The organism is Kitasatospora sp. NPDC088351 (assembly GCF_040685575.1).
Taxonomy (GTDB): Bacteria; Actinomycetota; Actinomycetes; order Streptomycetales; family Streptomycetaceae; genus Kitasatospora.
In genome coordinates this window covers 86,885-98,823 of the sequence record NZ_JBFBIL010000027.1, presented here as the reverse complement: position 1 = coordinate 98,823, position 11,939 = coordinate 86,885, and the positions used below count along the sequence as shown (strand labels likewise).

The following is an 11,939-nucleotide window of genomic DNA, read 5'->3' as shown; positions in this document are numbered from 1 at the left end:
GGTTACATTCCGAACCCGGAAGCTAAGCCTCACAGCGCCGATGGTACTGCAGGGGGGACCCTGTGGGAGAGTAGGACGCCGCCGAACAATCATTCGAGAGAAGCCCCCGCCGGGTGAACCGGGCGGGGGCTTCTCTGTTGTAAGGTCAATGTGCAAAAGTCGTCACACGGTACAGGAGGCTCCCGGGTGGAGGTCCAGGAGACGCGGGTCCAGACCGATCGCGTCCTCACCATCCCCAACCTGCTGAGCATGGGCCGCCTGGTCGGTGTTCCGCTCTTTCTCTGGCTGATCCTCTGGCCGGTGTTCGACGGGCCGAACAACGACGGCTGGGCGCTGCTGATTCTGATGCTGAGTGGCATCAGCGACTACCTGGACGGCAAGCTCGCCCGTAGGTGGGGGCAGATCAGCCGGGTCGGCCAGCTGCTCGACCCGCTGGCGGACCGGCTCTATGTCCTCTCCACTCTGGTCGGCCTGACCTGGCGTGAGATCCTGCCGTGGTGGGTCACGGGCATCCTGCTCGCGCGTGAACTGTTTATCCTGGCGCTTCTGCCCATTCTGAACCGGCATGGTTATGGGCCGCTTCAGGTGAGTTTTCTGGGGAAGGCCGCGACATTCAATCTGATGTACGCGTTTCCGCTTCTCCTGCTCGGCGTCGGCGACAGCTGGATCTCGCGGCTGGCCGAGGCCGTGAGCTGGGCCTTCATCTGGTGGGGGACCACGTTGTACTGGTGGGCCGGTATTCTTTACGCCGTTCAGGCGCGGCGGATCATCCGGGCCGGCGCCGCGTCCACAGGCTGAGACGTGATCTGAGAGAAGTGCCACGGCGACACGGTGCGTCGGACGATATCTTCCGGGTAGAAGAACCTCTGGAACGGTTTGATGGACCTGCAGGTCCACCACCCCGAAGGAGGACGCACCCGTAATGAAAGCCGTTGTAATGGCAGGGGGCGAAGGCACCCGGCTCCGCCCGATGACCTCCAGCATGCCGAAGCCGCTGCTTCCCGTGGCCAACAGGCCGATCATGGAGCATGTGCTTCGGCTGCTGAAGCGGCACGGCCTCTCCGACACCGTCGTCACCGTGCAGTTCCTGGCCTCACTGGTCAAGAACTACTTCGGTGACGGCGAAGAGCTTGGAATGCATCTGACATATGCCAACGAGGAGACGCCGCTCGGCACTGCGGGGAGTGTCAAGAACGCCGAGGACGCGCTGAAGGACGACTCCTTTCTGGTGATCTCCGGTGACGCGTTGACCGACTTCAACCTCACGGAATTGATCGAGTTTCACCGCAGCAAGAACGCACTGGTCACGGTCTGTCTGACCCGGGTGCCGAATCCACTGGAGTTCGGTATCACGATCACCGACGACGAGGGGCGGGTCGAGCGGTTCCTGGAGAAGCCGACCTGGGGTCAGGTCTTCTCCGACACGGTGAACACCGGTATCTATGTCATGGAGCCCGAGGTCTTCGACTACGTCGCCGCGGGGGAGTCCGTCGACTGGTCGAGTGATGTGTTCCCGCAGTTGCTCAAGGAGGGCAAGCCGGTCTACGGCTATGTCGCCGAGGGCTACTGGGAGGACGTGGGTACCCACGAGAGCTACGGCAAGGCCCAGGCGGACGTCCTGGAGGGCAAGGTCGACGTCGAGCTCGACGGGTTCGAGATCTCGCCGGGTGTCTGGGTCGCCGAAGGCGCGGAGGTGGACCCGGAGGCGGTCCTGCGCGGGCCGCTCTACATCGGTGACTACGCCAAGGTCGAAGCCGGGGTGGAGATCCGCGAGCACACGGTGCTGGGCAGCAACGTGGTCGTCAAGCGCGGCGCCTTCCTGCACCGGGCGGTCATCCACGACAACGTCTACATCGGACCGCAGAGCAACCTGCGCGGCTGTGTGGTCGGCAAGAACACCGATGTGATGCGGGCCGCCCGGATCGAGGACGGCGCGGTGATCGGGGACGAGTGCCTGGTCGGCGAGGAGTCGATCATCACGGCCAATGTCCGGGTGTACCCGTTCAAGACCATCGAGGCCGGTGCGGTCGTCAACACCTCGGTGATCTGGGAATCCCGCGGCCAGGAGCACCTGTTCGGGGTGCGCGGTGTCTCGGGCATCCTGAACGTCGAGATCACGCCCGAGCTGGCCGTCCGGCTGGCCGGCGCGTACGCGACGACCCTGAAGAAGGGGGCCACCGTCACCATTGCGCGTGACCACTCGCGTGGTGCGCGTGCACTCAAACGGGCGATGATCTCGGCGTTGCAGACGAGCGCGATCGACGTCCGTGACCTTGAGAACGTGCCGATGCCAGTAGCCCGGCAGCACACCGCGCGCGGGAGTGCGGGCGGGATCTTCCTGCGGACCACGCCGGGGGTGCCGGACTCGCTCGACATCCTCTTCTTCGACGAACGCGGGGCCGACCTCTCCCAGGCCGGGCAGCGCAAGCTCGACCGGGTGTACGCACGCCAGGAGTACCGGCGCGCGTTCCCCGGGGAGATCGGTGATCTGACCTTCCCGTCCAGCGTCTTCGACTCCTACGCGGGCAATCTGCTGCGGACAGTGGACACCACGGGCGTTCGCGAGGCCGGACTGAAGGTGGTCGTGGACACCGCGCACGGCAGCGCCGCACTCGTTCTGCCGAGCATCCTCGGCCGGCTCGGGGTGGAGGCGCTCACCGTCTCCAGCGGGCTGGACGAGTCCAGGCCCACCGAGGACGCGGAGGAGCGCAGGGCCGGGCTGGCCAGGCTGGGCGAGCTGGTGGCGTCGTCCCGGGCGGCTTTCGGCGTGCGCTTCGACCCGGTGGGCGAGCGGGTGGCGTTCGTGGACGAGCTGGGCCGGGTGATCGACGACGACCGGGCCCTGCTCGTGCTGCTCGACCTGGTCGCGGCCGAGCGCCGCAGTGGCCAGGTGGCGCTCCCGGTGACCACCACCAGGATCGCCGAGCAGGTGGCCGCGTACCACGGCACCCAGGTCTGCTGGACGACGACTTCGCCGGACGACCTCGCCAAGGCGGCCGCGGCCGACGGCACGGTGTTCGGCGGGGACGGGCGCGGCGGCTTCGTCGTGCCGGAGTTCAGCGGCGTACTGGACGGTGCGGCGGCGTTCGTCCGCCTGGTCGGCCTGGTGGCCCGGACCCAGCTCACGCTGAGCCAGATCGACGCGCGGATCCCGCAGGCGCACATCCGGCGCCGGGACATCGCCACGCCGTGGGCGGCGAAGGGCATGGTCATGCGCTCGGTCGTGGAGGCGGCCGGTAGCCGACGGCTCGACACCACCGACGGTGTGCGGGTGGTCGAGGCCGACGGGCGCTGGACGCTGGTGCTGCCGGACCCGGCCGAGGCGATCACCCACCTCTGGGCGGAGGGCCCGGACGACGCGGCGACCGAGGCGCTGCTGGACGAGTGGGCCGCAGTGGTCGACGGGGCCGGGCGGTGACGGCCGGGTCCTGAGAACCGCGGTCAGGACAGCGGGGCGGTACGGGATGTCCCGTACCGCCCCGCTGTCCGTTTTCGCACTCTTGGTCATGATCCGTCGCTTATGGCGTGTGTGCAGGTCAGGGGGTGTGCGCGGGGTCCTCCGCCGACATGGGACGATGGTCCGCATGCCAGCGACGCCGACACCGGGTGCCCGTAACGGACGGTACAACCGTCCGGACGCCTCGATGTCCCTGCTGACCAATGTGATGGACCACAGTCTGGACGAGGGCTACGCCGAGGCGGCCGCGGCGCAGGGCGGTGACCGCGACAGCCGGATACCGGGCACGGCCCGGGGCCTGCTCACGCTGGGTGCCGGGCTGGCCCTGGTCGGGGCTGTGGTGACGGTGGGCGCGGTCAACGCGCACAAGGCCGAGCCGACGCTGGCCAAGGAACGCGACGCGCTGATCCAGCGGATCAACGACAGCAACGGCTCGGTGGACCACCTCCAGCAGCAGGTCCAGGACCTGCGGCGGAAGGCCGACAGCGCGCAGCAGCAGGCGCTGGCCTCGGGGGACACGGATCCGGCCGACCTGGCGGGCACCGTCGGGCTCGGGGAGGTCGCCGGGCCGGGCGTGAAACTGGTGCTGGAGGACGCGAGCGGCACCGGCGCGGGCGGGAACGTCGATCCGCGCGCCGGGCAGGGCTTCTCCAACAGCGGCCGCCTCCGGGACCGAGATCTTCAACTGGTGGTGAACGGCCTCTGGGAGTCCGGTGCGGAGGCGGTGTCGATCAACGGGCAGCGGCTCACCGCGCTCTCGGCGATCCGGGCGGCCGGCGAGGCGGTGCTGGTCGACAACCGGCCGCTGGTCCCGCCGTACAACGTGCAGGCGCTCGGGGACGGTCCGAAGCTGGTCACCGCCTTCGAGGGCAATATGGCGGGCCAGTACCTGCGGCTGCTCCAGGAGAAGTACGGCATCAAGTCGACGATCTCGGCGCAGAAGAAGCTGACCCTGCCGGCGGCGGTCGGCGTCACACTGCGGACCGCCCAGCCGGCCACGCCCGAGCCGGCGCCGACGGCGAGCCCGTCGGCCGCCCCCGGCTCCTCGGCCTCCGCCGGTGTGTCACCGTCCGCCAGTGGCTCGGAGAGCCCCTCCGCCGGGGCCTCGTCGAAGGCCACGCCCAGCGGGCAGCCCTCGGGCAGGCGCACGCCGACCACCTCCGCCAGGACCACGACAGCCCACACGCCCACGGCGGCCACAAGCGGGCCGCCCTCCTCCGCAGGGACAGGAGCAGCTAGACCGTGATTGCCGTACTGGGTCTCGTGATCGGGGTGGTCGTCGGGCTCTTCGTCCAGCCCGAGGTGCCCGACGCCGTCGTGCCGTATCTTCCGATCGCGGTGGTGGCGGCGCTGGACGCCGTCTTCGGTGGCGTCCGGGCCATGCTGGACGGGATCTTCAACGACAAGGTCTTCATCGTCTCGTTCCTGTCGAACGTGGTGGTCGCGGCGCTGATCGTCTTCCTCGGGGACCAGCTGGGCGTCGGCTCGCAGCTGTCCACCGGCGTGGTCGTCGTCCTCGGTATCCGCATCTTCTCGAACGCCGCTGCGATCAGGCGCCATGTCTTCCGTGCCTGAGCCGGACCGCGGGACGGCGGACGGGAACGTGGACGAAAGGGCAGGAAACGGCGTGCGCGAGGGCAGTGGCGAGGGGCCTGAGAAGGCGGCGGGCAAGGCGCCGGAGCGGATTCCGGAAGGGCCCGTCGCGGGGTCTGGGTCGTCCGACCAGGGGAACGGCGGCCAGGCCGAGCAGGAGGCCGAGGGGCGGCCGGCGAAGCCTGAGGCCAAGGCTGAGGTCGAGGCGGCGGCCGAGCCCGCCGCGCCTGCGCCGCAGCCGGTGGCGGTGCCCGGGCCGGAACCGGCCGCCGGGACGGCGCCCGAGGCGGAGCGGGTACGAGCGGCGGAGGAGCCGGCCGAACCCGGGGCGGAACCGGACGCCGACGACCGCGGTGCGGGCCGGCGGCGCCTGAAGGCGGCGCTCTGGCCGCCGCGCCTGTCGCGCGGCCAGCTGGTCGTGGCGGTGCTGCTGTTCTCGCTCGGTCTGGCGCTGGCGATCCAGGTGCGTTCGACGAACGACCACCACAGCCAGCTGCGTGGCGCACGCCAGGAGGATCTTGTTCGTATCCTCGACGAACTGGACAGCCGCCAGCAGCGTCTCCAGCAGGAGAAGGCGGAGCTCGAGCAGTCCCTGGCCAAGTTGGAGAACAGTTCCAACCAGGCCAAGGAGGCCCAGGAACAGACCAGGAAGAAGGTGACGGAGCTCGGCGTGCTCGCCGGGACCGTCAAAGCCACTGGTCCGGGCATCGTACTGACGGTCGATGATCCCCAAGGGCAGGTGAAGGCAGATATGCTGCTGGACACCCTGCAGGAACTCCGAGCGGCGGGGGCGGAGGCGATTCAGATCAACGATGTGCGTGTGGTGGTCAACACCTACTTCACCGACGTGTCCGGCGGCGGCGTGCAGATCGACGGCAAGAAGGTCTCGCAGCCCTATCGGTTCACCGTCGTGGGGAACCCGCAGGACCTCACACCCGCGCTGAACATCCCGGGGGGTGTGGTCCGTACCCTGGAGAGCCATCAGGCGCGGGCGACCATCTCCCAGCAGCAGAAGGTGGTCGTCGACGCTCTCGTCGATCTGAAGACACCGCAGTACGCCAAGCCGGCTCCGAAGTGACGGGGCACCTGTCGAACGGTCCGTCACCCGCGGGCGGCCCCCGGTGCGGGAGGCCGCCGTCGCGTGGGCGAGACTGGTCCACACCAGCACACGCCGGAACACCACCCGTCGGAGTACCACTCCAGCCGGCCCGATCCATGACCGGGCCCGCAGCCTGTCCGAGGTTCTCACCCTGCCCCGCGGGCGGGTCTGTCACACGCAAGGGGATTCGCCCGTGAGTTTCTTCTCGAAGTTGTTCGGTCGCAACAAGGGCCGTGACGCGGCCGCCGTCGAGGCGCCCACCGCGCGTCACCGCCGCGCCGACGAAGAGCCCGCCGTGCCGGGCATGCGCTCCGCCCCAGAGGGGGCGGACTACGCCGAGCGGCCGTTGTTCCGGGACGGTGCCGGCGCCCAGTACGCGGGAAATTCCGCGGGCTACGGCGCGTCGGTTGACCCCTCCGGCGCCCCGCGCATAGGTTTCCCGTCAGGACCCTCAACCTCTGGTGGAGGGTTTGCCCCGGACCCGTATGCCGGGCACAACCCGTCGGGTGTGCCGCGCCAGGAGGCTGTGAACATGGCTGGCCCCATTCCGTGCCCCAGGTGTGGCAACCAGAACCCGGCTGCGGCCCGCTTCTGTTCCAACTGCGGTATGGCGCTGCGCGGTGGCGCGCTGCCCGAGGGGGCGGCGGAGACCACGTCGACCATCTCGATCTCCGGCCTGGAGTCGTACGACCCCAACACCACCACCGGCACCGGCGCCACGCCGGCCCTGTCGGCGGAGGTGCTGTCGGCGATCGACGCGCTTCCGCCGGGCTCGGCCCTGCTGATCGTCCAGCGCGGCCCGAACTCGGGCAGCCGGTTCCTGCTGGACTCGGACATCACCACGGCCGGACGTCACCCGCAGGGTGACATCTTCCTCGACGACGTCACGGTCTCGCGGCGGCACGTGGAGTTCCGCCGCACCCCGGCCGGCTTCAGCGTCGCCGACGTGGGCAGCCTCAACGGCACCTACGTCAACCGGGAGCGGATCGACGAGGTGTCGCTGAACAACGGCGACGAGGTGCAGATCGGGAAGTACCGGCTGGTGTTCTTCGCCGGCCATAACCGGGGGTACTGACCCCAACGTTGGCAGGAGCCCGAGTGAGCGCGAACACCCCTTCATCTCTCGGGGCGGCCAACCCCGCGTCGTCCGGTTCGCAAGCGGACCAGACCGTGCGCGGGGTGGTCGCGGCCCCCAGGCGCCCGATCCACTCGGACCGGGTGGCCGGGGGTGGCCGACGGCGCGCCGGCGACGAGCTGCTGAGCATCGGAGCGGTGCTGGCCTTCCTGCGGGACGACTTCCCCGAGGTCACCATTTCCAAGATCAGGTTCCTGGAGGCGGAGGGCCTGGTCGAGCCGCAGCGCACACCCTCGGGGTATCGCAAGTTCAGTCCGGCCGACGTCGAGCGGCTGGCGTACGTGCTGCGGATGCAGCGCGACCACTATCTGCCGCTGCGGGTGATCCGCGAGCACCTGGACGCGATCGAGCGCGGCGAGAACCCGCCCGCGCTGCCCCCTGCCGACGCCAGGCCCGGGCCGATGGAGGAGGCGGACCGCGAGCTGGTGGCGGCCGCCGAGGCCTCGACCGGGGTCCGGCTCGGCCGGGCCGAGCTGCTGGCCGCCGCCGAGGCGGGCGAGGGCGAACTGGCCGAGTGGGAGTCGTACGGGCTGGTCGCACCCGGTCCGGACGGCGGCTACGACGGCGAGGCGCTGCAGGTGGCCCGGCTGGTCGCGGAGCTGGGCCGGTACGGCCTGGAACCGCGCCACCTGCGGGCCATGAAGGCCGCCGCGGACCGCGAGATCGCGCTGGTCGAGCAGGTCGTGGCGCCGCTGCGGCGGCACCGGAACCCACAGACCAGGGCCCACGCCGAGGCCACCGCCAGGGAGCTGGCCACGCTCTCCGTGCGGCTCCACGCGGCCATGGTCCAGGCCGGCCTGCGAATCCGCTCGTAGCCTGCCCCACCGCGCTGACCAGCGCCGTCGACTCTGCGCTTTCATATCCGGGTCGAGGGCCATAGGGTTGCCTGTGTGAATGAGCTCGACGTCGTGGGTGTCCGGGTGGAGATGCCTTCCAACCAGCCGATCGTGCTGCTGCGGGAGGTCGGGGGCGATCGGTACCTGCCGATCTGGATCGGCCCCGGCGAGGCGACCGCGATCGCCTTCGCCCAGCAGGGCATGACGCCTGTGCGCCCGCTGACGCACGACCTCTTCAAGGACGTCCTGGAGGCGCTCGGCCAGCAGCTCACCGAGGTGCGGATCACCGATCTGCGGGAGGGCGTGTTCTACGCCGAACTGGTCTTCGCCGGCGGGGTGGAGGTGAGCGCCCGGCCGTCCGACGCGATAGCGCTGGCGCTGCGGACCGGCACGCCGATCTACGGGAGCGAGGAGGTGCTCGCGGAGGCGGGCATCGCGATCCCGGACGAGCAGGAGGACGAGGTCGAGAAGTTCCGCGAGTTCCTCGATCAGGTGTCGCCCGAGGACTTCGGCGGCAGCGGTCCGCAGTAATGCGGAGACCTGGCGGGGCGGGCGTTCGGTCATTTTGCCAAAAGGCGACTACTTACCCACACTAGGGGCACGAAAAACCACTCTCCCGAGTGACGCGGTTTATCCCGCTCGGCGTGGCGATCGTTGACGGGCCATAGGGGACTGCCTACCGTCAGGAGTGGTTGTCAGGGTGTCTCTCGCCCGCAGCCTGGGTTGCCCGCAGGACGAGTGGACGGAGGTAGGCATGATCAGCACCGGCGATGAAGCGGCCGTGGGAGGCCTGTGCGCCGTGCACATGTCGCGCACCGCTCGCAGCGTGGCTGACCTGCACCGGCCGGAGCTGCCCCGGGTGGGCCGGTTCCCCGCCGTACAGCCGGGCCAGCCGGCCATCGAGCGCCTCGCGCCGACCTCCGAGCTGATCGGCTACCGGGGCCCGACGGCCTGTGCCGCGGCCGGGATCACCTACCGCCAGCTGGACTACTGGGCCCGGACGGGGCTGCTGGAGCCGAGCGTCCGGTCGGTGTATCCGGCGAGCAGCCAGCGGCTGTACAGCTTCCGCGACATCCTGCTGCTGAAGATCGTGAAGAGGCTGCTGGACGCGGGTGTCTCGCTGCAGAACATCCGGGTGGCGGTCGCCCATCTGCAGTCCCCGGAGGTCACCGGGCTGGCCGGGCTGACGCTGATGTGCGACGGCGCGACGGTGTACGAGTGCACCACGCCGCAGCAGGTGGTCGATCTGCTCAAGGGCGGTCAGGGTGTCTTCGGCATCGCGGTCGGTGCGGTCTGGCAGGAGCTGGAGCGGTCCCTCGGGCGGCTGCACGCCGAGCGTACGGACACCGGTGAGACCGTGATCGGACAGGACCCGGCGGACGAGCTGGCGCAGCGCCGCAACCGCGCGGGCTGACGCGGGAGCTGACGAGGCCGCGGGCCCGGACGGGGAACCGTCCGGGCCCGCGGCCTCGTCGTGCCTGGTGAACCGATCAAGGGAGGGCATGTGCGGTCCGGCTCCGGCATACCTGGTCTGCTGAGGCGGCGGGCGTTGCGGCTCGGCGTCCGGCTGCGGCGGCGGCGCACCCAGCGCAGGATCTTCCAACTCGCCACCATCTGCTGTTCGTTGGCCCTGGCGCCGAGCGCCTGGCTGTGGATGTCGGCGGGGGACCGGGTGGGCACGGTGGAGAGCGCGCCCACGGCACCGGTGGCGGTGGTCTTCGGCGCGGGGCTCTTCGACGGCAAGCCGTCGCCGTATCTGGCCCACCGACTGGACGCGGCGGTCGACCTGTACCGGCTGCAGAAGGTCCAGGCGATCCTGGTCACCGGTGACAACGGGCGGGACAGCTACGACGAGACCGACGCGATGCGGCAGTACCTGGTCGAGCACGGGGTGCCCCAGGTGCGGGTGGTGGGCGACTACGCGGGCTTCGAGACCTGGGACTCCTGCACCCGGGCGCACCGGATCTTCGGGGTTGACCGGGCGGTGCTGGTCAGCCAGGACTTCCACGTCCGGCGGGCGCTGGCGCTCTGCGAGGCGGCGGGCATCGACTCCTACGCGGTCGGGGTACCGGAGCTGCACGACGCCACCTGGCTGTACGGCGGGCTGCGGGAGATCCCGGGAGCGGGAAAAGCGGCGCTGAACGCCTGGCTGCGGCCGGATCCGGTGTTCCTCGGCCCTGCGGAACAGGGCATTCCGCAGGCACTGGCCGACGCGGGGTCGGTCGCGGGGCAGCGCTGACCCCGGGCGGCGTCGATCCAGCGTGGCATCGGTCCAGGTTGGCAGGCTCCCCGGCGGCTGGTGACGGCCGACGGGTGACGGGCGGCGGCCGGGTTCGTACGGACTGTCGGACCCGTGCGGCATGATCGGCGAGTGCGGTCACTGCCGAGCATCATCCACCTCGACATGGACGCCTTCTTCGCGGCGGTGGAGCAGGCGGCCAAGCCGAGCCTGCGTGGAAAGCCGGTGATCGTCGGTGGGCTGGGCGGGCGTGGCGTCGTCTCCACCGCTTCGTACGAGGCGCGGAAGTTCGGGGTGCATTCGGCGATGCCGATGGCCCAGGCGCGCCGGCTCTGCCCCAACGCGGCGTTCCTGTCCGGGCGGTTCGAGGCCTACCGGCAGGTGAGCGAGATAGTGATGGGCCTGCTGCGCGAGCTGTCGCCGCTGGTGCAGCCGCTCAGCCTGGACGAGGCGTTCGTCGACCTGGAGGCCGGCCCGTACGGACCGGCGCTGGCGGCGGCGGACCACGCGACGGGGGAGCGGCTGGTGCTCGCGCTGGCGGAGGACCTGCGCGCGGACATCCACCGGCGCACCGGGCTGACCGCCTCGGTCGGGGCGGCCGGGTCCAAACTGATGGCGAAGATCGCCTCCGAGCAGGCCAAGCCGGACGGGCTGGTGCTGATCGAGCCCGGCCAGGAGCGCGCGGTGCTCGGGCCGATGCCGGTGCGGGCCCTGCCCGGTGTCGGGCCGGCCACCGAGCAGGTGCTGCGCCGGGCCGGTCTGAACACCGTGGCCGATCTCGCGGAGGCGGGGGAGACCGAGCTGGTGCAGTTGCTCGGCAGGGCCCACGGCGCCGGTGTGTTCCAGATGTCGACAGGGCTGGACGACCGGCCGGTGGTGGCCGACCAGGACGCCAAGTCCGTCTCGGTGGAGGACACCTTCGAGGTGGACCTGGCCGACCGGGAGCGGGTGCTGCGCGAGGTGGAGGTGCTGGCGGCGCGGTGCGTGCGCCGGTTGCGGGCGGCCGGGCGTTCGGGCCGGACGGTGGTGCTGAAGGTCCGCCGGTTCGACTTCTCCACGCTGACCCGCTCGGAGACGCTGCGCGGCCCGACGGACGACGAGACGGTGATCACCGAGACGGCCCGCCGACTGGCCGGCCAGGTGGACATCACCGGCGGGGTGCGGCTGCTCGGTGTCGGGGTCTCGCAGCTGGCCGACTACACCCAGGAGGACCTGTTCGCGCAGGCCGTCCGGGAGGAGTCTGCGGAGCGGGAGGCGGACGAGGACGAGACGACCGGTGCGGAGCCCGAGCCGGTGGCGGCCGGGGTGCGGCACTGGATGCCCGGGCAGGACGTCCGCCATGCCGGGTTCGGGCCGGGCTGGGTCCAGGGCAGTGGCGTCGGCCGGGTGACCGTCCGGTTCGAGACGCCGTGGAGCGGGCGGGGCCGGGTGCGGACCTTCGCGGTGGACGATCCGGCTTTGGAGCCGGCCCGGCCGCTGCCGCTGCGCGGGGACGAGGGGGCTCCCGACGACGGGGAGGCGGGTCGGGCGGAAGGCTCGGCAGGGGAGGGCTGAACATACAAAGCGGCCCCACCCGGCGG

The 11,939-nt window shown here is 70.7% G+C and carries 11 protein-coding genes and 1 rRNA gene; all 12 read left to right on the top strand.

The features are described 5' to 3' along the window. Nucleotides 1-87, top strand: a 5S ribosomal RNA gene (rrf, locus tag AB0P06_RS20375); the annotation flags it as partial. A 99-nt stretch (nt 88-186) separates the two neighbouring features. Next, on the top strand, nt 187-798 hold the full coding sequence (locus tag AB0P06_RS20370; RefSeq protein WP_363609165.1) for a CDP-alcohol phosphatidyltransferase family protein: 612 nt from the start codon (nt 187-189) through the stop codon (nt 796-798). Nucleotides 799-922: 124 nt separating this feature from the next. Further along, a complete protein-coding gene (locus AB0P06_RS20365) occupies nt 923-3,418 on the top strand; it encodes a sugar phosphate nucleotidyltransferase (protein WP_363609163.1) in 2,496 nt (831 codons plus the stop codon). A 166-nt stretch (nt 3,419-3,584) separates the two neighbouring features. Next, on the top strand, nt 3,585-4,703 hold the full coding sequence (locus tag AB0P06_RS20360) for a DUF881 domain-containing protein (RefSeq protein WP_363609161.1): 1,119 nt from the start codon (nt 3,585-3,587) through the stop codon (nt 4,701-4,703). Next, nucleotides 4,700-5,032: a small basic family protein gene (locus tag AB0P06_RS20355; protein ID WP_030062488.1), complete on the top strand. Its 333-nt coding sequence runs from the start codon at nt 4,700-4,702 to the stop codon at nt 5,030-5,032. The genes AB0P06_RS20360 and AB0P06_RS20355 overlap by 4 nt, the downstream gene beginning before the upstream one ends. 52 nt (nt 5,033-5,084) lie before the next feature. Further along, nucleotides 5,085-6,128 carry a DUF881 domain-containing protein gene (locus AB0P06_RS20350; protein ID WP_363609159.1) on the top strand — a complete coding sequence of 348 codons (1,044 nt, stop codon included), beginning with the start codon at nt 5,085-5,087 and terminating at the stop codon, nt 6,126-6,128. A 214-nt stretch (nt 6,129-6,342) separates the two neighbouring features. Further along, the gene (locus AB0P06_RS20345) at nt 6,343-7,224 is read left to right on the top strand and encodes an FHA domain-containing protein (RefSeq protein WP_363609173.1); all 882 of its coding nucleotides are present in this window, start codon (nt 6,343-6,345) and stop codon (nt 7,222-7,224) included. A 182-nt stretch (nt 7,225-7,406) separates the two neighbouring features. Continuing rightward, on the top strand, nt 7,407-8,099 hold the full coding sequence (locus AB0P06_RS20340; protein WP_363609171.1) for a MerR family transcriptional regulator: 693 nt from the start codon (nt 7,407-7,409) through the stop codon (nt 8,097-8,099). Between the two features lie 75 nt (nt 8,100-8,174). Further along, nucleotides 8,175-8,651 (top strand): bifunctional nuclease family protein, encoded by a 477-nt coding sequence (locus AB0P06_RS20335; protein ID WP_030303568.1) that lies wholly within the window; start codon nt 8,175-8,177, stop codon nt 8,649-8,651. 223 nt (nt 8,652-8,874) lie between these two features. Next, nucleotides 8,875-9,534: a MerR family transcriptional regulator gene (locus AB0P06_RS20330; protein WP_363609157.1), complete on the top strand. Its 660-nt coding sequence runs from the start codon at nt 8,875-8,877 to the stop codon at nt 9,532-9,534. Nucleotides 9,535-9,687: 153 nt separating this feature from the next. Further along, nucleotides 9,688-10,359 (top strand): ElyC/SanA/YdcF family protein, encoded by a 672-nt coding sequence (locus tag AB0P06_RS20325; RefSeq protein ID WP_363609169.1) that lies wholly within the window; start codon nt 9,688-9,690, stop codon nt 10,357-10,359. A gap of 132 nt (nt 10,360-10,491) precedes the next feature. Beyond that, the gene (locus tag AB0P06_RS20320) at nt 10,492-11,913 is read left to right on the top strand and encodes a DNA polymerase IV (protein ID WP_363609155.1); all 1,422 of its coding nucleotides are present in this window, start codon (nt 10,492-10,494) and stop codon (nt 11,911-11,913) included. The last annotated feature ends 26 nt before the right edge of the window (nt 11,914-11,939 follow it).

Coding starts and splice junctions, on each gene's coding strand:
- AB0P06_RS20365 (WP_363609163.1), top strand. CDS start 923: ATGAAAGCCGTTGTAATGGCAGGGGGCGAAGGCACCCGGCTCCGCCCG.
- AB0P06_RS20360 (WP_363609161.1), top strand. CDS start 3,585: ATGCCAGCGACGCCGACACCGGGTGCCCGTAACGGACGGTACAACCGT.
- AB0P06_RS20330 (WP_363609157.1), top strand. CDS start 8,875: ATGATCAGCACCGGCGATGAAGCGGCCGTGGGAGGCCTGTGCGCCGTG.